Origin of the sequence: Gluconobacter sp. (assembly GCF_047723935.1) — a bacterium.
Classification (GTDB): Bacteria; Pseudomonadota; Alphaproteobacteria; order Acetobacterales; family Acetobacteraceae; genus Gluconobacter.
The window spans coordinates 1-21003 of sequence record NZ_JBDOBO010000030.1; the positions used below are offsets into that span (position 1 = coordinate 1).

Below are 21003 nucleotides of genomic sequence, written 5' to 3' on the forward strand. Positions count from 1 at the left end.
AGCCAGTGTTGTAGTAGCTGCCGCCGTAGCCACCCCCGCCATAATATCCGTCGTAACCGTCATAACCGACGCAGCCTGACAGGAGTGGCATGAGGGAAAAGGCACCTATGAGGGCCAGTGTGCGAGATAAACGTTTGATCATTTTGCATCCCCCGCTGCGTTGGGGTCATGCCATTCCATCAGCCCGAAGGCTGCGCCGGTGGGGTCGGCGACAATGGCAATGGTGGTGTTCTGCCGATCTGGATGAGGCTGTACGAGAATTGTCCCGCCAAGCGTCACGGCTTTCTGGGCGGCGGCCTCTACGCTGTCCACTTGTACGAAGTTCATCCAGCGTGCGTGTGCCCCTTCCGGGAGGCGAGCGGGGAGCGGATTGATTGTAGCGCGCGCGAAGGACTGGGATTCCAGCAAATAAGCCGTGCCACGCTTGGCGTCCTGAACTGATTCGACCGTATATCCAAACAGCTTCTGGTAAAATCCAGCTGCTGCGTAGGGATTGTTCGTCAGCAGGGCGCTCCAGATCCATGTTCCCTGAGCGGGTGGCGTCTCAACATCCGGTTCATCACCTGCACTGGAGTGCAGTGCGGCGAACAGGCCACCCTGCGGATCTGCCAAGACAGTCTCGTGGCCACGTCCTTCAACCATTTGAGGTTTGAAGAGAATATGGCCGCCCCAGATTTTCGTTGCCTCTGCGGCCGCTTTTACGTCTGACACGGAAATGAACGGGAGCCAAAGCGGGTCCCCATGATGTGCCATGCGTGGAAGCTCGACCAGGCCTGCGACTGGCGCTCCGTTAACCAGCGCCTGTGCATATTGCCCTTTTGAGACGGGAACGTCCTGAAAGGTCCACCCCAGAAGCGACCCGTAAAAAGCCTTGGCGCTTTTGAGGTCTGGCGTTGTGAGTTGGGCATAGACAATTTTGCCCGGCAGGAGTTGCGCCTTTGACGGTGCACTGGCGGTCGCAGGTGCATCAGCGGCCTGAAGCGCAGGAGCCGCACTTAAGCACAGACTTCCGGCCAGGAGCAGGGACGCGTGACGCAGTCTTTTGCGAGGAATTGAATGGAACGGAGGCAAGGAAAATCTCCTTCAGGGCAGGAGAGAGCCTGCAATGCAGTCTCGGCGTTCAGGCTGAACGCTTGAATGACTGTATTGTTCCATATCGGCCCTTTTGAGGGAGCGTTTTCAGATTAAAGCGAGTTCTGCCAGCTCTCTGCGAAGTTGAGGCGGAAGATCAGCCACCCCATCACTGCCCGCTGACTGGCCGAGATCAGGGGGCGCATCTTTTGGGTCCAGATATCGCCATCCCTGAAAGGGACGCATGGTGCGGGGCTGAACGGGGATGATGTCGTCTGAGACTACAATCAGTGTTCCTTCCGTCCCATCCGGGCGACGGCAGGCTTCAAGCCCTATGATGGGCTGACGGCACAGAATCATGCCGTCCATCACGCGATAAAGAGAGCCGCCGTCTAGGACTTCGGCTGCACGCTTGGGCATTGTCCGCGTGGGGACGGCGCCATGACCGTTCACACGCGGGTGCTGCATGCGCTCACGCAGCACTTCGATGGTCGGGCAACCGACGGCCAGCTTGATGATGTTCAGCATGTCGGGTGCCCTTCTGGAAAGTCTGGTGTCAGTGCGTTCCCATGGCATTCTGAGCCTGGGCGACGAACTCGTTGATAAAGCGCTTCGTATCCACGGACTGGACGATTTTCACCTTGCGAAGGCCCATGCCCTTGGGTGCAGTCGCATCCGGCCAGACATGTGCATGTCCGTAATCCATGCCGGGTGCCGTGTTGATGTCCATATAGGCATCGACAGACTTCGTAACCAGATCTGGCTCGACAGCAATTGCAGAGGTTAGTTCATCCCACAGCGGAAGCGGGCCGTAGAACTTCTGAAGATACTCGGTGACCGGCGTTTTCTTCTCCGCGATGCGGTTCATCAGCTCATGCGTCATCATGATGTCGTTGGAGACATTGCCGACGCATGTGATGGCAGCCCACGGTGCGGTCAGTGTGATATGGGCTGCTTCCGGATCGCCGATCATGTTGAAGTCTGAAGCAAAGTCCGCATTGCCTGTGATGGACATCATGCTGGAATCCAGCAGGCCACCCATGAATACAAGCTGCTTGGCCGTAGCGGCAAAGGTGGGGTCCAGACGGATGGCAAGGGCGAGATTGGTCAAAGGACCTGCCGCAATGATCGTGACCTGATGCGGGTGATCATGAACGGCCTTGATCAGCACCATCGCCGCGGGGAGCGGATCGACGGCCATGTGTGGTGTGCCTTCGGCCATCTTGCCGAGTGCGGGCTGTGTCTCTGGAGTGTGGTCAATGGAGCCTAGACCACCCCATGCGCCCTTCCAGGGAATGGTGCCGTACTGCTTTTCACGAAGCTTCGTTGCCGCAACGGTGTTGACGAGTGGCATGGTAGCGCCATCCGCTACAGGTACCTGGGTTTGCTTTGCAATTTCCAGGAAGCGACGGAGATGTGCAGATTCAGCGTTCTCCCAGTCGTCTCCGATCGTCACGGTCAAACCCAGGAGATTGACGTTTTCGCGGTTGAGCAGCGGGATGACGGACTGGATGTCTGAGCCGCCTGGGCCGAGATAGTCGTTATCCTGAATGTAATATCCCGGAGCCACAGGGGCAGCGGACGCAATGCCGGTCAGAGCGCAGGCAGCAAGGAGGGCAGAGAGAATGGATCGGCGCATGGTCTCGTCCTGTTAATTAACGCCCGATCATGCCTTCATGTGACCAATCTTGCCAGTAATGCTTCAAGACGAAGTCTTCCTTCGCCAGTTGCCTTTAGAATTCCGCCGTCACGGGTGAGGTAGTTTTCTTCCAGGCAAGCCTCAAGCATGAACGGATCGACGCAATCTTCCATCGGTCTACCCGTGCGTTCGGTAAATCTGGCTTCATTGATGCCTTCAGACAAACGCAGCCCCATCAGAAGGGCTTCCCGGCCACGTTCTTCCGCAGACAGAAGGGTTTCGTCCGTACTGCCAGAACCCGTTTTTTCAACACGGTCCGCCCAGGGTTCAGGGGCGCGGTGACGACGGGTTGCGTAAAGCTCTCCATCCAAAGTCAGGCGACCATGCGCGCCAGGGCCGATGCCGATATAATCGGCGTAGCGCCAGTAGGTCAGATTGTGGCGGCTTTCCGCGCCGGGCTGTGCATAGTTGGAAACTTCATAGGGCAGGAGGCCATGCTTTGCGGCCGTATCGCCGGTGAGGTCATAAAGGCGTGCAGCGTCTTCGGCATCCGGGAGTGTCAGTTCTCCACGCCGGTGCAGGGCTTCGAACTTCGTGCCGGGCTCAATTGTGAGCTGATAAAGCGACAGATGATCCGCCACCAGATCCAACGCGGTGGATAGTTCATTTTGCCAATCAGCATCGCTCTGGCCGGAGCGGGCGTAGATCAGATCAAACGAAATGCGCGGAAACAGTGTGCGCGCAATTTCGAGAGCACGAATAGCCTGTCCTGAAGAGTGTTCCCGACCGAGCATCTTCAGGGCGTCGTCGCGAAGGCTTTGCACGCCGAGCGAGACGCGGTTTACGCCAGCCTGACGGAAAGCCGCAAATTTTCCGGCTTCGACGCTGGTCGGATTTGCTTCGAGCGTAATTTCCAGATCCGGCTCGGCATCAAAAAGCTGATGCGCATCTTCGATAAGAGCTGCGACCGTTTCCGGAGCCATCAGGGACGGTGTGCCGCCGCCGAAGAAAATGGAGCGGAGTGGCCGGCGGCCAAGACGGGCCGCGTCATGCGCCAGTTCACGACGCAAGGCTGCGGCGAAGCGCTTCTGCGGAATTTCATCCCGGACGTGGGAATTGAAGTCGCAGTAAGGGCACTTCGCCAGACAGAATGGCCAGTGAATGTAGAGAGAAAGAGGTTCGGTCAAATTGCAATCCGGACGCCAAACTCCACCACGCGATCAGGCGGGATACGGAAGAATTCCGTGGTGGAGGCGGCATTACGCAGGAGAAGCAGGAACAGCCACATCCGCCAGAGCTGCATCTTGGGAACGCGAGAGCGAACCACAAGCTCGTGGGACGTAAAATACGAGGCCTGAATGGCATCAAACGCCACACCAAGTGCCTTCAGCTCCATGAGCGCACGCGGCAGGTTCGGCATTTCCATGAAGCCGTAGCGGACGATCACGCGATTGATGTTCGGGGCCAATTCCTGAACGATCGTGCGGTGGCCACGCTCAGCCTCCGGCTGATCAAGGTTCTGCACGGTCACGAACATGACATGCTCATGCAGGACCTTATTGTGCTTCAGATTATGTAGCAGCGAGTTGGGGACCACGTCCGGGTTGGCTGTCAGGAAGACCGCAAGACCTGGCACGCGGATGGTGCGGGACTGCGGCAGGCGAGCTAGGAACGAGGCCATGGGCATGGAGTCCGCCTGTTGCTTGGCAGCAATCAGCCCACGTCCACGCTTCCAGGTGGTCATGACGATGGTGCTGATAATACCGATGGCGAGTGGGACCCAGCCGCCATCCGGGATTTTCAGGACGTTGGCGGAGAAGAACACCGCATCCACGACGAAGAACAGCCCGAACACAGCGCCGACAGCAGCAGCACTCCACTTGAAGGTGCGGCGGAACACGACCATTGCCAGAACGCAGGTGCACAGGAACGTACCGGTCACGGCGATGCCGTATGCAGCGGCCAGTGCAGCGGAGGACCGGAAAGACAGAACCAGTACCAGTGCGCCGAAACCGAGGATCCAGTTCAGGGACGGCAGGTAAATCTGTGCTTCTTCTGAGGCATTGGTGTGCACAATGCGGGTGCGGGGCAGGTAGCCAAGCTGAATGAGCTGGCGGCAGAGCGAGAAGCTTCCCGAGATACCGGCCTGAGACGCAATGACGGTTGCGAAGGTGGCAAGGATCAGAAGCGGGATCTGCGCCCAGTGTGGCCCGAGATGATAGAACGGGTTGGCCAGTGTTGCCGGATCATGGATCAGCAGAGCTGCCTGGCCGAAATAGTTCAGGGTGAGGGATGGCAGAACGAAAAACAGCCATGCCTTGCGGATGGGGGCCCGGCCAAAATGGCCCATGTCAGCATAAAGTGCCTCGGCACCCGTCACGGACAGCACGACAGATCCCAGCGCGATAAACGACAGGTATCCGTGCAGGACAATGAATTCGAGGGCAAAGGTGGGAGACAGAGCCAGCAGAATGTGCGGGTAAAGCAGAATCCCGCGGACACCGAGAATGGCAAGAACGGTGAACCAGAGCACCATAATCGGCCCGAACGCCTTGCCGATCTTGCCCGTTCCGAGGGCCTGCGCCGCAAAGAGTGCGACCAGAACCACCATCGCGATCGGGATGATGACATGGCTGGCAGAGGGGACGGCGATTTCGATGCCTTCAACGGCAGAAAGCACCGACACGGCCGGCGTAATGATGCTGTCCCCGAAGAAAAGACAGGTGCCTGCAATGCCGACGAGACCGAATAGCCATCGGAATTTCTGGGATTTGCAGACGCGCTGGGCGAGGGACATCAGGGCAATGATGCCGCCTTCACCATCATGGTCTGCCCGCATGATGAGGATGACGTATTTGAACGTCACGATCAGCATGAGCGCCCAGAACGTCAGGCTGGCCAGTCCCATGACTTCCCAGGCTGCTGCCGGATGCTTGGCAGATCCTACAATGCCGACGGAAGACTGAAGGGCGTAAAGCGGGCTCGTTCCGATATCGCCATACACGACACCCAGAACAGCCAGAAGCGCGCCAAAGCCGCCGGGCTTCTTGTGGCCGCCAGCGCCCTCTGTGTCACCGAGTTCAGAAGTATTTCCCTCTTTGTGCGCCTGTTCGATGGTCTGAAGGACTTCGCCGCTGTCCACCGGAACCCCGGCGCCGGGGTAAGGAGGGGAAGCGTGATCGCCGTCGTGTTCTGGCATCGGTGGTTCCATTTACGGGCATCGCAGGAAACCATCGCCTCACAGGGATGTGTCGAAGCGTGGTCTATTCCCCCTCATGACAAGATTTCTTACAGGGATGCAAGGTGCGCGTTAGGATCCGGTCATGGGGCGAGAGCCAAAAATGGCACTTCCAACTCTTACAAGGGTGGCGCCTTCGGCAATGGCTGTCTCGAAATCGGCCGACATGCCCATGGATACCACGGGGAGTCCGTGGCGCTGTGCAAGCTGTGTCAGGAAGTGGAAATGTGGAGCGGGATCTTCATCTTCTGGCGGGATACACATCAACCCACGCACCTTCGCTCCAAAGCGCAGCATTGAGGCCTTGATGAACGCGTCGGCTTCATCGCGGGGGATGCCAGATTTCTGTGGCTCGTTCCCTGTGTTGACCTGAATGAGCAACTCCGGAAGGCGGCCTGTCTTCTCTGCAGCCTTTTCCAGCGCATCAGAAAGGGCGGGGCGATCCAGAGTCTCGATCACATCTGCGATGCGACAGGCATCGACGGCCTTGTTGGTCTGGAGGCCACCGATGATGTGCAGGCGCAGGTCTGGCCAGGTCTCACGAAGCGCTGGAAACTTGGAGGCTGCTTCCTGAACGCGGTTCTCACCAAAGACGCGCTGACCGGCCTTCAAGGCCGCTTCCACGGCATCCTGCGGATGAAATTTGCTGACGGCAACGAGGCCCACATCCGTGGCAGGGCGGCCTGATGTTTCGCAGGCCTGAATGATGCGACTACGGATGGCGGAGAGATTTTCTGCAATCTGATCGGACATTGCGGCAGAAGACTCCATTGCGTCCGGCGCCGCAAGATGCGATTTCGGCAGCATGCGAGAGATCAACGCCCGATAATGACACAGAATACGCCCCCTCGCGGCTCCGGCCGTCCGAAGAACCCGTCCGCGTCCCGCCAGGGAGGACGCCGTCCGAAGCCGGGACAGGAGCGCCGCCCCAGTCCGGATCCGACACGTGATCTTGCCTTCGACATTGTCTGCGGTGTGGTTGAACATCGCCGTATGCTCGAAACGACGCTGGACCGTGCCGGGCCGATGGACCCGCGGGATCGTGCTTCTGCGCATCGTCTGGCGGCAACAACGCTGCGGTACATGGGGAGCATGACTGAAATTCTTCAGCCGATGCTGCGCCGTGAACCGCCCGAGCCTGTTCGGTGTGCGTTGCTTCTGGGTGTGGCGCAACTGTTGCATCTGGAAACGCCACCCCATGCAGCGGTAGGCACGATTGTTGACCTGCTGCGTCGTCGCGGTCTGGCGCCTTTCGCCGGGCTGGCGAATGCTGTGCTTCGGCGTGTGGCGCGTGAAGGGCGTGATCTTCTGGAAGGGCTCGATGACGCCAGACTGGATGTTCCGGCGTGGTTGTGGAGCGCTTGGGGTCATCGCGCACGGTCCATTTCCCGCGGACTGCATCGTGAGGCGCCGCTGGATCTGAGCCTGCGCCCGGGGGCAATTGCTCCTGAAGGTGGCGATGTCCTGCCGACAGGGACTGTGCGTTATCCGGCTGGGACACGGATTGCGACAATGGAAGGCTTCGAAGAGGGGCAGTTCTGGGCACAGGATGTGGCTGCTGCCATGCCTGTGAAGCTTATGGGGGATGTCGCCGGGAAGACGGTGATTGACCTCTGTGCGGCCCCAGGAGGCAAGACGGCTCAGCTTTCTGCTGCCGGCGCAGATGTCACGGCCATCGAAAAGGAAGAGTCCCGCGCAGTTCGCCTGCGTGAGAACATCACCCGGATGCGCGCAACTGCTGAGACGATTGTTGCAGATGGATTGAAGTGGCGCCCGAAAGCCCCCGTTGATGCGGTGCTGCTGGATGCACCGTGTTCAGCAACAGGGACGTTCCGCCGTCATCCGGATGTGCTGTGGATCAAACGCCCGCGTGATGTCACGGCATTGGCGGAAGGTCAGGACGCTTTCATTGACGCAGCGCGTGACATGCTGAAGCCGGGTGGCATGCTGATGTATGCCGTCTGCTCTCTTCAGGATGAAGAGGGTCCAGATCGCATCGCAGCCGCGCTTGAACGTGGGGGCTGGAAGCATGTGCCGTTCACGGATGAAGAACTGGCGGACATGGCGATTGCCCGGACGCCGGAAGGATTTTTCCGAACACATCCCGGTCTCTGGTGGGATCGGGGCGGAATGGACGGCTTCTTTGCCGCCAGATTAATCCGCGTTTGAGACTTACAAGCCTGCCTGATTTTCAGGTAGGCTTTTTTTGCGTTCTCTCCGAAAGTACCAATATTTTAGAAATAATATGCAAAATACTTTCGTGCGAAGGTTACCCGCTCAACCTGCGAGTATTTGCCGTGAAATTATACCTAAATGCATAGATAGAGAACTTTTTGGCTCTTTGTTAAAGTGTACTTATTTCTTCTAAAAAGATGAAAACAAACATAATATTTTCAACGCACATGCGCTTTTGTAGCGCTAAGCGTGTGTGTAAATTTTTTAAGGAGTATGGTCCGAAAAAAACAAGAAGAGGATGAGAAGGTGACAAAAAATAAGACAGTAAATCCAGTATTTTCTTTGGCTTTTATTCCGTTGTTTCTGGTGATGTCTGCATGTTCTGGTAGCGGATTCTCGCGTTCTTCTGAAAATAATGAAAAATTTTCTCAGACAATTGATAATATTTCGTCGTATGGAAATACAATTCCAGATCGCGCCATGTTCTGATCTGCCAGCATGGCTGAATCTGAGGTTTTTTACAGCGTCATCTCTTGGGAGATGGCGCTTTATTTTTTGTCCAAACCTGAAAGGACCTGGCCTGCGGTTGGATACGTCGCGGGCAGGCCGGTACGGAAATCTCCTTGCTTCCGATTTGGTGATATAGTTATGTAAATCACCAGAACGGAAATAAGGCGTACGAAATGGAGTCCCGGGTAGAGAGATTTGAGGAGGTGTGTTGTGGATGGTGCGTGGAATGAGAGCCAGCCGATCTATCAGCAGCTCCGGGACAGGGTGGTCGGCATGATGCTGGACGGCGCTGTCGCTGAGGGTGATGCGATCCCGTCGGTTCGACAGGTTGCAGCCGAATGTCAGGTGAATCCTTTGACCGTGATGAAGGCGTATCAGCAGCTTTCTGATGAAGGGCTGGTCGAGAAGCGTCGTGGTCTTGGACTGTTCGTGGCGCAGGGTGCGCTGGCGCGGCTCGGTGAGAGCGAACGTCAGAAATTCCTGACGGAACAATGGCCGGAAACGCTACGGACAATCCGTCGTCTTGGTCTCAGCCTGAATGATCTTCTCAAAGACGGAGATGTCGCATGATCTGTATTGAAGCACAGGGTCTGCGAAAAGTGCATCGCGGCGGCAAAGGTGTTCTGGGCATTGACCTCAGTATTCCATCAGGCCGGATTGTTGGCCTGATCGGACCGAATGGTGCAGGCAAGACGACAGCTCTGAATGCCATTCTGGGTCTTGTCCCCTATGAAGGTTCCCTCAGGGTTCTGGGGCGTGATCCCTGGCGTGAGCGCGAAGCGATGATGCAGGATGTCTGCTTCATTGCCGATGTGGCTTTGCTCCCGCGCTGGATGAAGGTCTGGCAGGTTCTGGACTATGTCGAAGGCGTTCACCCACGGTTTGACCGGAGCCGGGCGGAGCACTTTCTCTCCCGGACAGACATTCAGAAGCGTTCCCGCGTGCGGGATCTGTCCAAGGGTATGGTCGCGCAGCTTCATCTGGCGCTGGTCATGGCTATTGATGCCAAGCTGCTGGTACTTGATGAGCCGACGCTGGGTCTGGACCTGCTGTATCGTCGTGAATTCTACATCACGCTTCTTAATGATTACTTCGACCATGACCGCACCATTCTGGTGACGACCCATCAGGTCGAGGAAATCGAGGATATCCTCACAGATGTCATTCTGATCGGGGATGGTCGCATCACCCTACAGGACAGCATGGAAAATCTGGCGCAGCGTTTCGTGGAACTGAAACCCAGAGCGGAGACTTCGGACGCTGCCCGACATCTGGGGCCGATCAGTGAAAGGCTCATCATGGGGCAGCCGATCATGCTTTTTGATGGTGTGCCGCACAGTGAACTGGCGGCCCTTGGCGAAACACGCCAGCCACGACTGGCCGATCTGTTTCTGGTGCTGATGGGACAGAACCGCGGGAACAGGAAAGGGGCAGGGGCATGAGCGAATATGGAAAAATAACCTGGCCGCTGAAGCAATACGTCTGGTCTGTCAGGCGAGAGCTTTGGGGAAACCGGTTTTTGATACTCGGCCCCTTGGTAATGGTTTGTCTGCCATTGGTTCTTCTCTGCTTGCAGCTGCACACGAGCCACCTCAAGGTCATAAAAGGGACGGCAGAAAGTGTTCCACCAATCCTGATGTTCAGGATCACTGCGGAAATGCTGTTTGGGATCGCCAATGTCGCAGCCCTGACGGTGGGATGCATCTATGCGCTCGGTACGTTCTATAATGAACGTAAGGATCTGTCGGTGCTTTTCTGGAAGTCTCTGCCTGTCTCGGACCGATTGAGCGTAGCGGCCAAGGCGAGTGTTGTGCTTGTGATCGGCCCTCTTTTATCGCTGTTTTTAAGCTGGGTGGCGACGATCGTTCTTATTGTTGCGACTGCACAGGCATACGGAATCTCTCCGGTGGGTCTGGCAGAACAAGCCAGTGTAGGTCATCTGATAATCGATGATGTTGCCTATATTGTGCTGAATACTCTGTGGTGGTTACCGATTTATGCCGTTCTGTTCCTGGTCTCAGCCAGTGTCAGAACCGTGCCTGCCGTGTGGGTATTAGGGGGACTGGCGGGTCTTTATATTGTGGAAGCCATTGGTCTGCGTACGAACCATATTACGGCCATCATATGGGACCGCTTTTTGCATTTTCCCGGGACTGGCTTCCACGATGCCCAGATGAAGATCATCGCCACCCAGTCTGATGGGTTTGATGTACAGCATACGCCAACAGATAAGATCGTAACCGGACATCTGGACTTTCTAGCCCTGTTTTCGATGCCTTCACTTTGGTGGGGTGTGTTGCTGGCGGCAGTCTGCCTCGTTCTGACAGTCTGGCTGCGTCGCCGGGCAGAGCCTATCTAGGCAAAATGCAAACCCCTCCGTCTGTGTTCCAGACGGAGGGGCCTCGGAGTTCAGTCTCCGGATGATTCAAAAATTTCTTCCAGTGTCTGGGCCATCACGTCTCCATCGAGCGTTTTGCTCAGCCAGATCTCAACACCAATCAGGCCTTGGTTGACCAGCATTCCCAAGCCATCGAGGGTTGTGCAGCCTTGCGCGTGGGCTTCCTGAAGGAAGCGTGTTTGCGGTGGGTTGGGAATGACGTCCGCAACAATCTGCCCTTTGGTCAGGCTTTTGATGTCCACAGGAGGAATCGCCCCCGGATCACCAAGGCCGATGGATGTGGCATTGATGACGATATCTGTGCCTTCGGGAACGGAAACGTCGCCCTGCCAGTGCTTGGCTTCGGCATCTGCGCTCGAGTTGTCACGCACAAGTGCAGCAATGGTCTCGGCTTTCTTAACGTCACGATTGACGACGGTGAGATGGGCGACGCCGGCCAGTGCCAGTTCAACGGCAATCGCACGTGCAGCTCCACCTGCACCAAGAAGGAGAACGCGTTTTCCGGCTGGATCTGTGATCTCTTTCAAGGACGCCAGAAACCCTTTGCCGTCTGTGTTATGGCCCGTCAGGCGCCCGTCTTTGATGGCGACGCAATTAACTGCCCCGATCAGTTTTGCTGACTCATCCAGAGCATCGAGATGCTCCAGAACTGCGACCTTATGGGGCAGGGAGCAGTTGAACCCGACCCATTCCATGGCTTTGGCACCTTTGACGGCGTCAGCTAGATTGTCTGCCTTGACGTCACAGTTGATGTAACGCGCGTTCAGCCCTTCATGGATGTATGCGGCTTCGATCATAGCGACAGTCGGATTGTCTGCGCATGGTGTCGAAAATGATCCTGTCAGAATGCTGCGAAAGTTCTGGTCACTCATGCCTTGGCTCTCCTGTGTTGGGGCGTCCCTGACATAGAAAGACATGCTGAACAGATTGGAACCGCCTTTGAGCGGTTCAGGCTATGGATGGCAGAGAAGTGATGAGGAGAGGGGCCTACGCTGCCAGTGTGATGATCGTCCGCAGGCCACCTTCGCCACGGTTCTGAAGGCGTACGTCACCCCCCTGTGCCCGCAGGATTGTCCGGGCGATGGAAAGCCCCAGGCCGGTGCCCCCAGTCTCACGGTTCCGGCTGGTCTCGATCCGCACGAATGGCTCAAAAACCCGCTCTAGCTCACCTTCAGGCAGGCCGGGGCCGTTGTCCTCGATAATAATGCGGGCGACGCGGTCTTTTTCTTTCTTCTGGGAGGGCGGAATGAGCGTGACATGCGCGCTGCCACCATACTTCAGAGAATTGAGAATAAGATTGTTCAGTGCGCGTTTCAGCGCCACGGACCGGGCCTGAATCCGGACTGGTTGTACGGGCAACTCATAGACCAGCGCATCTGCCTGCTGCGGGTGGCTTTCTGCCGCTTCGTCCATGATGGTTTGGAGCAGGGTGCGCAGATCAAGGGAGACAACCTGTTCATTCGAGGCGCTGTCACGACCGAAAGCCAGTGTGGCGGCCACCATGGCCTCCATTTCATCAAGATCCGCCAGAATCTTGTTGCGCAGTTCGTCATCGTCAATGAATTCGGCGCGCAGCTTCAGTCGTGTGATGGGTGTGCGCAGATCATGCCCAATCGCCGTGAGCATGAGCGTTCGATCCGAGACGAAACGACGAATCCGCATGGACATCGTATTAAAGGCAATAGCCGCGCGACGGATCTCTGATGGGCCATTTTCCGGAAGAACCGTTGAGCTGTTGACGTCCCGACCAAGTGCTTCCGCGGCAGTAGCCAGTGTCGTCACGGGGGCGATCAGGCGGCGTGTGGCCCAGACGATCAGCGCCCCTCCGAAGAGAGACATCATCAGGAATGCGATGATGAATGTCGGAGCTTCGAGCGGGTTGGGCAGGGGCATGACGTAACGGACGACAAGCCAGCAATGACCATCCGGCAACAGCATCGATGTGGAATGTGTCCGAAGTTCCTGCCCAGCCCAGATCTCCAGTGGGTAAAGAGAGGAAGGAAGGAACGATCCCCGCATGAAGGGGGGGATCTCTCGATATCCTTCACGCCCGCTGCTTCCCGGCCCGTACCAGCCTTCATGAGGACGATCAAAACCGTGTTCATTAGGGAAGGGCGGGTGTTCAGGGGAGCCGAAAGGGTGTTCCCTGCTCTCTTCCCCGGGCGGTAGCGCCCCAGGGCCTCCTGGTTCCATCAACCCACCGGGGCCAAACGGGGCCGGGCCGGGACCGAAACCGGGAGGCGGGGCATGAAAGCGCCCGGGAGCGAGCCCGCCCGGCGCGAAAAAGGGAAGCGGAATTTTGTGGCTATGGATGTCCTGATCCGGCGTCCCAAGCAGAAGAACTGTTGTATTCGACGGGATGTGCAGGTCGTCTATGGCGTTCTTCCGGTCTTCCTCCTTTGTTTCCGCAATTGTGCGATAAATGGAAAAGACCTGGATCTGGTAATCATGCATCTGGCTGCGTTCAGCCAGGTCAAGACGGTCAAGCGCGTGGATTCCCAGTCCTGCAAGTTCAATGACGGCCAGCCCGACAATCAGAAGCAGGCTGGTGCGGGCGACAAGGGAACTGGGAAAAAAGCGCACTTTCAGACGCGTTCGACTTCTGCTGCAAGAACATAGCCGCCACCGCGCACGGTTTTAATGACCTGTGCATTCCGGCCGTCATCTTCCAGCTTGCGACGCAGGCGGCTGATGGCGACGTCAATGGCACGGTCGAACGGTCCAGCCTGACGGCCGCGAAGCAGCTCAAGCAGCATGTCTCGGGTCAGGACGCGGTTGGCGCGTTCCAGCAGCGCGATCAGAAGGTCATATTCGCCACCCGTCAGGGAGATTTCTGCTCCATCAGGGTTGAGCAGACGGCGGCGGACAGGATCGAGGCACCAGCCGGCAAACATGATCTTGCGGGTATCGGTGGCCTGACGTTTTTCAGACGCATCAACTGTCCGGCGCAGAACAGCGCGAATGCGGGCGAGGAGTTCGCGGGGATTGAACGGCTTGGCAACGTAATCGTCCGCGCCAAATTCCAGACCGATGATCCGGTCGGTTTCATCGCTCATGGCCGTCAGCATGATGATGGGAACATTATCCTGGGTACGCAGCCAGCGCGCGACTTCAAGGCCGCTTTCGCCCGGAAGCATCAGGTCCAGAACCACAAGCTGGTAATGACCATTGGCCCAGGCTTTTCGGGCTTCACGACCATCGCGCGCAGCCGTGACGCGAAAGTGGTTCCGTTCGAGGAACTTGCTCAGAAGCTCCCGAATTTCACGGTCATCATCGACGACCAGAAGATGGGGAAGGGTTTCTGTACCCATGATGATGTTACCTTCCATCGGCTTGTGGCGCGGTTCAGGTCCGCCGCGCCACTTTCGTGCTTACGCCAGCCAGGAGGGAACCGGGAGGTTTTTCGCACGAAGGAACTCAGGGTTGAACAGCTTGGACTGATACCTTGCCCCTCCATCGCACAGGATTGTAACAATCGTATGTCCAGGACCAAGCTTCCTTGCAGTTCGGATAGCTGCTGCAACATTGATGCCTGACGAACCACCTACGGACAGGCCTTCTTCTGCGGTCAGGGCAAAGATCTGCTCCAGCGCTTCCGGGTCTGCAATTCGCTCTGCATCATCAGGTGCGCAGCCCTCAAGGTTGGCTGTGACACGTCCTTGGCCAATGCCTTCCGTAATAGAACCGCCGCTGATGGTCAGATCGTTGGATTTTACCCAGCCATAGAGTGCGGAACCTTCCGGGTCCGCCAGAACGATCTTTGGGGCCGTTTTGCCTGCTGCCGCAGCCTGTTCCCGCAGGCCCATTCCGATGCCTGCCAGAGTGCCGCCGGTGCCGCAGGCGCAGGTGAAGGCATCAATCTTTCCGCCCGTCTGGTTCCAGATTTCGACGGCTGTCGTGGTGCGATGGCCTTCGCGGTTGGCAGTATTGTCGAACTGGTTAGCCCAGAAAGCACCGGTTTCCTCAGCCAGACGACGTGACACATGGACGTAGTTGCCCGGGTCACGGAAGGGCTTGGCGGGGACCAGTCGCAGGTCTGCGCCGATCATGCGCAGAAAGTCGAGCTTTTCGCGGCTCTGGGTTTCCGGCACGACGATGATCGCCTTGCAGCCCATGGCCTGGGCCACCAACGTCAGTCCGATGCCAGTATTTCCAGCCGTTCCTTCGACAACAGTTCCGCCGGGCTTGAGAGCGCCAGTGCGGAAAGCATCTTCGATAATGGCAAGTGCTGCACGGTCTTTGACAGACCCGCCGGGGTTCATGAACTCCGCCTTGCCGTAGATGTCACAGCCAGTTTCTTCGGAGGCGCGCTTCAGACGGATGAGCGGCGTTCCGCCAATGGCGGCCGTCATGCTGGAGGAGGTGCTCTGCCAGCCTGCCGAAACGGACTGGTGTGGGCTGGTGATGTCAGTCATACGTTCACTCCTGTGCTAACGGAATTATAGACCGCGTTTTGTAGGGATGAGGAAGGCCATGAAGGTACTGACAGCAAAGCAGGCATGGGACGTGCTTGCAAATGAAGCCGACAGCATCCTCGTCGATGTGCGGACACCTGTGGAATGGGCGGAGATTGGCCTGCCCGATTCTTCTGCCCTGCCAAGGCCCGTTGTGTGTCTGACGTGGCAGCCGGGTTTGGAACAGATGTTTCTGGAAGGACTGCTGAATGCTGTGCCTGATCAGAACAGCCGCGTTCTGTTCCTGTGCCGGTCAGGGATGCGCTCCCATAATGCAGCGCTTCTGGCTGAGCATGCCGGATATGCAGATGTAAGCAATATCGTCGACGGCTTCGAAGACAAGCATGGCCCCGGCACAGGCTGGCGCGCCGGGGGGCTGCCGTTCGTTCACATGCCGCTGTCAGGTTCCTGATCGGCGTCATAACGGACTTCAAGGACGACGCACCACGGATAGCGGCTGTCGTAGCTGTGGCCTGAGCCATCAGCAATCCGGCCGTTCGCATCCGTGGGAACATGTGTCAGAGACACGGCGTCGTCCACATTGCCGCCAACGATGCTCAGCTCATGACCGAAAGGCTGGTCATTCTGATTGACGGCGGTGACGATGCCGCAATGGGCCGGGAAACCGTAAGACGTAGGCAGCATCGAGAACGTCACGGTCTTGCTACGGCCACGGCCTACGCAGATCAGATCGCCGATTTTTGGGGTGTAGCTTCCCGGATCATGTGCGCTGACACCGCTGGACTGCCCACTGGCGGCCGCGTTGATATAGGTCGCGTGGTTGGGTGAATACGGGAAGCGGTCATTCGCTCCTGCGACACGCATGACGTAGGAAATGAATGCCGCTGACCAGGCGTAGTGTCCGTCATGCGCGGCGTCGAAGCGTGTGCCGTTCGCATCGGTCTTACCCGTCCAGCCAGCTTCCGTTTCATACGGGTCCTGGCCGATCCACCAGTATTCACCCACGCGCTGCCACAAGCCGGGAATACGTTCCGGCTTCAGGGCAGGATCAGTGGGTTCTGGTCGGTCTTCCGGATCGTCATCAGCTACAGGTGCGCCGAACATGCGCCATTCCCGCAGGGCAATAGCTGCGACGTCCTGACGGTTGAAAGGCTCAAAATTACGGCTGGCAAAGTCCGGAACGTGGCTGTTGTAGCCCACCGGGCCTGTTGTGCCGTTTGCATACTGTGCGTTGGGAGTCTGGGCCGGATACGGACGGACACTGTTCTGACTGGCGCAGCCGGTCAGTGCGAACAGGGCGGCCGTAGCAGCTGTTCGCCAGAAAATATGCGAGTCTGACACAATCATCCTCATGCTGGCTCGATGAACCTGCATCTTGAACGGCAAGTGCGATGGAGCGTCAAGGGCAGGGCCTCGTATGTGGGGAAGAGAGGCCGTTTATTTAGAGAGCGGAAGGAAAGAACCGTACGGCTCCTTCAATCAGAATGGCGGGTGCAAAAGGTATAAGAAGGAAAAATATATGCTTTAGGCGTCTTCTGGCCTTATCCGGACCGGCTCGAAAGGACAGGAGAAGGAAAACCAGAGCAACAACCGAAATGACTGGAGCAAGACAGATATAGGTCATGAGACCCAACGCCCAAGAAATCATGCCGAGACTTTGATGCTCTGCTGGGTCCCGGCCCATCATGAAACCAGCGAGGAATAAAGGTATCAATTTGACGAGCCATGAACTCAAACCTGCATAGACGATAAGTAACGTCCGAAAGACTTGGGAGTGGGGACGCAAGGGGGCAGGCGGCAGGACACGCTCTGGTGAAATGTAGGGCAGAACGTACATGTAACCATTCGTTTCAAACGATTCGAATGGTTACAATGTGCCTGTATCAGTTGTCCGGGAAAAGGGTCTTTAGCCCTTCTTCGGAAGCATCACACCGGCCACGCTCGGTGATCAGTCCGGTCACCAGACGGGCTGGTGTTACGTCAAAAGCCGGATTGGCCGCCGGGCTGTTATCCGGTGCAATGCGGACGCGTCCCGGAGCACCGTTATCCGTCAGACCTGTCATGAACAGGACTTCGTTCTGGCTACGCTCTTCAATCGGGATTTCCTTCACGCCGTCCCGAACACGCCAGTCGATCGTGGAAGACGGGAGTGCCACCCAGAACGGGACGTTGTTGTCTTTGGCTGCGAGCGCCTTGAGGTAGGTGCCAATCTTGTTGGCCACATCGCCCTGCGCCGTTACGCGGTCGGTGCCGACAATGACCATGTCCACATCGCCAGCCTGCATGTAATGGCCGCCAGCATTGTCCGCGATGACGGTATGCGCGACACCATGGCTGCCGAGCTCCCAAGCCGTAAGTAGGCTGCCCTGATTGCGGGGGCGTGTCTCATCCACCCAGACATGCACCGGGATGCCTTCGTCGTGCGCCATGTAGATGGGGGCTAGTGCTGTTCCCCAGTCTACTGTGGCAATCCAGCCGGCATTGCAGTGCGTGAGAAGATTGACGCGGCCTGTCTTACCCTTGCGCTCCCAGATTTCGCGGATCAGGTCCAGTCCATGGCGGCCGATGGCTTCATTGACCTCCACGTCTTCATCACAGATCGCATCTGCTTCCACATATCCGGCTTCAATGCGCTCTGCTGGCGTGAGCGCGCGCAGACGCGTCACCATGCGTTCAATGGCCCAGCGCAGGTTGATGGCAGTTGGGCGTGTCTCGATCAGATCAGCCGCTGCTTTTTCCAGCGCAGCATCGGATGCGTCGTTCTGCAGGGCAAAAACCAGACCATAGGCCGCAACGGCACCAATCAGCGGAGCACCCCGAACCTGCATGCTGCGGATTGCATGCGCGACAGCGCCTGCGTCGCGGAGTTCAAGCACCTCTACTTCCCATGGGAAGCGGGTCTGGTCGAAAATGCGGATGCTTTTGGCGTCGTCAGACGGGCGCCAGATGCTGCGATAGGCAATGCCATTGATCTTCATTGAGTGCTCCTGGGAGGCGCTCCGGCATTCAGGGCGCGGAACAGAAAAAACGTCTTATAGCGCATGTGCGCGATACATTCGGTGAACTCAAGAGCAGAAACCCCCCGGTCGTATTGCGCGTTAGGCGGATATTGCCTTGCGAGGGTCCAGAAACCAGTAGTATGAATTGTATTACGTTTCATGTCTGGATTCTCTTTCTAGCTGTAGGGAAAGATAATGGCCTCTCTCGTGAACCCCGGAAATACCGCCGTGCGCGCGTCTGACGCTCAATCAGGTCTTTCCACAAAAAGCAGGTCCGACAACATGACGGCGCTGGAAAAATACCGGCAGCTGCGAGAGAATCGTAAGGTGGTGCGCCGCCGGAAACTTGAGCAGGAAAAGCGTCAGCTTTCTTCCTGAGCACGCCCTCTTTCACTCTTCTGCCTCAGGCTGTTAAGCCTCTTCCGGTGCTCGGGTCCTGTTTTGCCGGGTCGGATCTGGAAAAGGGCATGAGTAGTGTCTCTGCGTATACTGACGGTTCTGCCGCCGCGTGAGCTCTACGCTGAAGGTCACGCTGGCGCGATTTCCCTGCTCGTCAGCCGTGTGGCCCTCTGTGATGATCGGATTATCGGCAGAGCTGTATCGGGCGTTCCGTTGCCGGGCGGCAAATTTGTTCCGCTAAAGCGTGTCATATGGCCGCTTCCTCAACGCCTGAAATATGCATTGTCCTGCGTTCGCGCAGCCCGACGCTTTCGGCCTGATCTGATCGAGGTTCATAACAGGCCGGATCTGGCCATGGCTCTGTCCCGTGTCGCTCCCGTTCGGTTGATCCTGCATAATGATCCGCGCTCTATGAGGGGCGCCAAAACTGCGAAAGAAAGGTCCCGGCTCGCTACGAAAGTACTGGTCTGCGCTGTTTCGCAATGGGTCGCGACGTGTTTTGCGGAAGGCTGCGATGAGCCGCCACGTATCGAAATTCAGCCCAACTGTGTGGATCTGTCCGTATTACCAGCTGAGCGCCCGCGGAAAAAACAGGTTCTGTTCGCAGGACGGGTCGTCGCAGACAAGGGGGTAGATGCTTTTGTCTCAGCCTGGGCAAGTCTGCGGCATCAGTATCCGGACTGGACAGCTGTCATTATGGGCGCAGACAGATTTGGCCCGGATTCACCGGAAACCCCGTTTTTGACTCGGTTGCGCCCTCAGGCGGCACAGGCGGATGTTCTGATGACTGGCTATCGGTCCCATCCGGATGTTCTGGAAGCCATGACGGAAGCGGCTATTGTTGTTGTGCCAAGCCGCTGGCCGGAGCCATTTGGCATGACGGCGCTGGAAGCCATGGCGTGCGGGGCGGCTGTGATCGTCTCGCCATTTGGCGCGCTACCGGATGTAGTCGGGGATGCGGCCCTGCTAGCGGCCCCGGATGCTACCGGAGCGCTAGAGGCGGCGCTGGGTCAACTGATGGATAACCCCGCACTCAGAGCGGAACTCGGGCGTAAAGGCCGCGAACGGGCTGCTCTGTTCAGTCTGGAGGCTGCCCGCGTGCGCCTTGTCGCGCTGCGTCAGGCAGCCATTGCTTTCAGTCGCGGTTCGGTGGCCCCATGAAGGTCGGGTCAATCGCATCCGGGACGTGACGTGCCAGAATTTCGTCCACGGCCTTCTTTTCTTCGTCGGTCAGAGACCAGCCGAAGACATCCTTCACACCGGAGACCTGTTCAGGCTTGCGTGCACCCCAGAGTGCGATGACTGGCCCCTGATCCAGAACCCAGCGTACGGCGAAAGCGAGAACGGACTTGTCGCGCTTGGCAGCCAGCTCCTTGAAGTCTTCGACCGCTGCGAGATAGCTCTCGAACTTTGGCTTCTGGAACTTCGGATCACCTGAACGCAGGTCATCTTTTGGGAAGCTCGTGTCCTTGTTCATCTTGCCAGAGAGAAGTCCGCGGCAGAGCGCGCCATAAGCGAGCACCACGGCATTATTCTTCTTGGCGTATGGCAGAATGTCTTTTTCGCAGGTGCGTTCGAACAGGTTCAGCGGGGGCTGAATTGTCGCGAGTGGGGCGACTTCACGAAAGATATCCATCTGCTCCGGGGAGAAATTGCTGACGCCGAGTGCCCGGATCTTGCCTTCCTGATGAAGTTTCTGCAGCTCGCGTGCGCTTTCATCGATGGGAGTCTTGTCATCGGGCCAATGGATCTGTTCGAGATCGATCGTCTCAACCCGCAGGCGGCGCAGGGAGTCTTCCACTTCCTTGCGGATGCGGGCAGGGCGGGAATCACGGAAAACCTTGCGGTCTTCGGGTTTGTCATCCGTCCAGTTCAGGCCGAGCTTTGTCGCGACGAAAGCCTTGTTAGGCTTTTCGGCCAGTGCCCGGCCAACTACTTCTTCTGAGTGCCCGAAGCCATAGACGGGGGCTGTGTCGATGAAATTGATACCGTCATCGAGAGCTGCATGGATGGTGCGAACGCCGTTTTCATCGTCCGGCCCGCCCCACATCCAGCCGCCAATGGCCCAGGTGCCGAGAGCCACGCGGGAAACCGGAGTGTCGATGCCGGGAATGAGAATGGTGTCTGAGGACATGCCTGTCTCCATAAGAAAGGGACTG

The 21003-nt window shown here is 57.5% G+C and carries 21 protein-coding genes; 8 read left to right on the top strand and 13 right to left on the bottom strand.

The window, feature by feature from the left end:
* Positions 1–138 precede the first annotated feature (138 nt).
* The 6 genes from ABF979_RS10485 to ABF979_RS10510 form a co-directional block, all read right to left on the bottom strand.
* Positions 139–1071, bottom strand: coding sequence for a VOC family protein (locus ABF979_RS10485; protein ID WP_415559642.1), 933 nt, complete (start codon positions 1069–1071; stop codon positions 139–141).
* Positions 1072–1179: 108 nt separating this feature from the next.
* On the bottom strand, positions 1180–1599 hold the full coding sequence (locus ABF979_RS10490) for a DUF1489 family protein (RefSeq protein ID WP_046900021.1): 420 nt from the start codon (positions 1597–1599) through the stop codon (positions 1180–1182).
* 28 nt (positions 1600–1627) lie between these two features.
* Entirely contained in the window at positions 1628–2710 is a 1083-nt protein-coding gene (locus ABF979_RS10495) for a nucleoside hydrolase (RefSeq protein ID WP_415559644.1), read from the bottom strand.
* A 35-nt stretch (positions 2711–2745) separates the two neighbouring features.
* Positions 2746–3897, bottom strand: a complete 1152-nt coding sequence (gene hemW / locus ABF979_RS10500) for a radical SAM family heme chaperone HemW (protein ID WP_415559646.1) — start codon at positions 3895–3897, stop codon at positions 2746–2748.
* Positions 3894–5921, bottom strand: a complete 2028-nt coding sequence (locus tag ABF979_RS10505) for a potassium transporter Kup (RefSeq protein ID WP_415559648.1) — start codon at positions 5919–5921, stop codon at positions 3894–3896. Before ABF979_RS10505 ends, hemW begins: the two co-directional genes overlap by 4 nt.
* A 99-nt stretch (positions 5922–6020) precedes the next feature.
* Positions 6021–6755 carry a YggS family pyridoxal phosphate-dependent enzyme gene (locus ABF979_RS10510; protein WP_099210766.1) on the bottom strand — a complete coding sequence of 245 codons (735 nt, stop codon included), beginning with the start codon at positions 6753–6755 and terminating at the stop codon, positions 6021–6023.
* A 21-nt stretch (positions 6756–6776) separates the two neighbouring features.
* Between ABF979_RS10510 and ABF979_RS10515 the strand changes: the two genes are divergently transcribed.
* The 5 genes from ABF979_RS10515 to ABF979_RS10535 all read left to right on the top strand — a co-directional run bounded on the left by ABF979_RS10515 (position 6777) and on the right by ABF979_RS10535 (position 10992).
* Complete coding sequence (locus ABF979_RS10515; protein ID WP_415559650.1) at positions 6777–8117, top strand: RsmB/NOP family class I SAM-dependent RNA methyltransferase; 1341 nt, start codon at positions 6777–6779, stop codon at positions 8115–8117.
* Positions 8118–8396: 279 nt separating this feature from the next.
* Positions 8397–8612, top strand: coding sequence for a hypothetical protein (locus tag ABF979_RS10520; RefSeq protein ID WP_415559652.1), 216 nt, complete (start codon positions 8397–8399; stop codon positions 8610–8612).
* Between the two features lie 231 nt (positions 8613–8843).
* Complete coding sequence (locus ABF979_RS10525) at positions 8844–9203, top strand: GntR family transcriptional regulator (protein ID WP_415559654.1); 360 nt, start codon at positions 8844–8846, stop codon at positions 9201–9203.
* Positions 9200–10075, top strand: a complete 876-nt coding sequence (locus ABF979_RS10530; RefSeq protein ID WP_211497704.1) for an ABC transporter ATP-binding protein — start codon at positions 9200–9202, stop codon at positions 10073–10075. Before ABF979_RS10525 ends, ABF979_RS10530 begins: the two co-directional genes overlap by 4 nt.
* Before the next feature lie 128 nt (positions 10076–10203).
* Positions 10204–10992, top strand: a complete 789-nt coding sequence (locus tag ABF979_RS10535; protein WP_415559656.1) for an ABC transporter permease — start codon at positions 10204–10206, stop codon at positions 10990–10992.
* A gap of 50 nt (positions 10993–11042) precedes the next feature.
* Here ABF979_RS10535 and aroE read toward each other — a convergent pair whose 3' ends face one another.
* The 4 genes from aroE to ABF979_RS10555 all read right to left on the bottom strand — a co-directional run bounded on the left by aroE (position 11043) and on the right by ABF979_RS10555 (position 15446).
* Positions 11043–11903 (bottom strand): shikimate dehydrogenase, encoded by an 861-nt coding sequence (gene aroE, locus ABF979_RS10540; protein WP_415559658.1) that lies wholly within the window; start codon positions 11901–11903, stop codon positions 11043–11045.
* Positions 11904–12018: 115 nt separating this feature from the next.
* Entirely contained in the window at positions 12019–13614 is a 1596-nt protein-coding gene (locus ABF979_RS10545) for an ATP-binding protein (protein WP_415559660.1), read from the bottom strand.
* A 2-nt stretch (positions 13615–13616) separates the two neighbouring features.
* Complete coding sequence (locus ABF979_RS10550) at positions 13617–14342, bottom strand: response regulator (protein ID WP_046900890.1); 726 nt, start codon at positions 14340–14342, stop codon at positions 13617–13619.
* Between the two features lie 60 nt (positions 14343–14402).
* Positions 14403–15446, bottom strand: a complete 1044-nt coding sequence (locus ABF979_RS10555) for a cysteine synthase A (protein WP_086634001.1) — start codon at positions 15444–15446, stop codon at positions 14403–14405.
* Positions 15447–15504: 58 nt separating this feature from the next.
* Between ABF979_RS10555 and ABF979_RS10560 the strand changes: the two genes are divergently transcribed.
* Positions 15505–15897, top strand: coding sequence for a rhodanese-like domain-containing protein (locus ABF979_RS10560; protein ID WP_174694771.1), 393 nt, complete (start codon positions 15505–15507; stop codon positions 15895–15897).
* On the opposite strand, the gene ABF979_RS10565 is transcribed toward ABF979_RS10560, so the two are convergent.
* Positions 15873–16793, bottom strand: coding sequence for a DUF2272 domain-containing protein (locus ABF979_RS10565; protein ID WP_415559662.1), 921 nt, complete (start codon positions 16791–16793; stop codon positions 15873–15875). The genes ABF979_RS10560 and ABF979_RS10565 overlap by 25 nt on opposite strands.
* A 536-nt stretch (positions 16794–17329) precedes the next feature.
* The gene (gene mtnA / locus ABF979_RS10570; protein ID WP_415559664.1) at positions 17330–18424 is read right to left on the bottom strand and encodes an S-methyl-5-thioribose-1-phosphate isomerase; all 1095 of its coding nucleotides are present in this window, start codon (positions 18422–18424) and stop codon (positions 17330–17332) included.
* 216 nt (positions 18425–18640) lie between these two features.
* Here mtnA and ABF979_RS10575 point away from each other — a divergent pair, with 216 nt between their 5' ends.
* Positions 18641–18823 carry a hypothetical protein gene (locus tag ABF979_RS10575; RefSeq protein WP_415559666.1) on the top strand — a complete coding sequence of 61 codons (183 nt, stop codon included), beginning with the start codon at positions 18641–18643 and terminating at the stop codon, positions 18821–18823.
* Between the two features lie 102 nt (positions 18824–18925).
* Positions 18926–20005, top strand: a complete 1080-nt coding sequence (locus ABF979_RS10580) for a glycosyltransferase family 4 protein (protein ID WP_415559679.1) — start codon at positions 18926–18928, stop codon at positions 20003–20005.
* On the opposite strand, the gene ABF979_RS10585 is transcribed toward ABF979_RS10580, so the two are convergent.
* Positions 19980–20978 carry an aldo/keto reductase gene (locus ABF979_RS10585; protein WP_046900003.1) on the bottom strand — a complete coding sequence of 333 codons (999 nt, stop codon included), beginning with the start codon at positions 20976–20978 and terminating at the stop codon, positions 19980–19982. The genes ABF979_RS10580 and ABF979_RS10585 overlap by 26 nt on opposite strands.
* Positions 20979–21003: the final 25 nt, after the last annotated feature.

Coding starts and splice junctions, on each gene's coding strand:
- ABF979_RS10490 (WP_046900021.1), bottom strand. CDS start 1,599: ATGCTGAACATCATCAAGCTGGCCGTCGGTTGCCCGACCATCGAAGTG.
- ABF979_RS10495 (WP_415559644.1), bottom strand. CDS start 2,710: ATGCGCCGATCCATTCTCTCTGCCCTCCTTGCTGCCTGCGCTCTGACC.
- ABF979_RS10505 (WP_415559648.1), bottom strand. CDS start 5,921: ATGGAACCACCGATGCCAGAACACGACGGCGATCACGCTTCCCCTCCT.
- ABF979_RS10510 (WP_099210766.1), bottom strand. CDS start 6,755: ATGCTGCCGAAATCGCATCTTGCGGCGCCGGACGCAATGGAGTCTTCT.
- ABF979_RS10515 (WP_415559650.1), top strand. CDS start 6,777: ATGACACAGAATACGCCCCCTCGCGGCTCCGGCCGTCCGAAGAACCCG.
- ABF979_RS10520 (WP_415559652.1), top strand. CDS start 8,397: ATGGTCCGAAAAAAACAAGAAGAGGATGAGAAGGTGACAAAAAATAAG.
- ABF979_RS10530 (WP_211497704.1), top strand. CDS start 9,200: ATGATCTGTATTGAAGCACAGGGTCTGCGAAAAGTGCATCGCGGCGGC.
- aroE (WP_415559658.1), bottom strand. CDS start 11,903: ATGAGTGACCAGAACTTTCGCAGCATTCTGACAGGATCATTTTCGACA.
- ABF979_RS10550 (WP_046900890.1), bottom strand. CDS start 14,342: ATGGGTACAGAAACCCTTCCCCATCTTCTGGTCGTCGATGATGACCGT.
- ABF979_RS10555 (WP_086634001.1), bottom strand. CDS start 15,446: ATGACTGACATCACCAGCCCACACCAGTCCGTTTCGGCAGGCTGGCAG.
- ABF979_RS10560 (WP_174694771.1), top strand. CDS start 15,505: ATGAAGGTACTGACAGCAAAGCAGGCATGGGACGTGCTTGCAAATGAA.
- ABF979_RS10565 (WP_415559662.1), bottom strand. CDS start 16,793: ATGATTGTGTCAGACTCGCATATTTTCTGGCGAACAGCTGCTACGGCC.
- mtnA (WP_415559664.1), bottom strand. CDS start 18,424: ATGAAGATCAATGGCATTGCCTATCGCAGCATCTGGCGCCCGTCTGAC.
- ABF979_RS10575 (WP_415559666.1), top strand. CDS start 18,641: ATGGCCTCTCTCGTGAACCCCGGAAATACCGCCGTGCGCGCGTCTGAC.
- ABF979_RS10585 (WP_046900003.1), bottom strand. CDS start 20,978: ATGTCCTCAGACACCATTCTCATTCCCGGCATCGACACTCCGGTTTCC.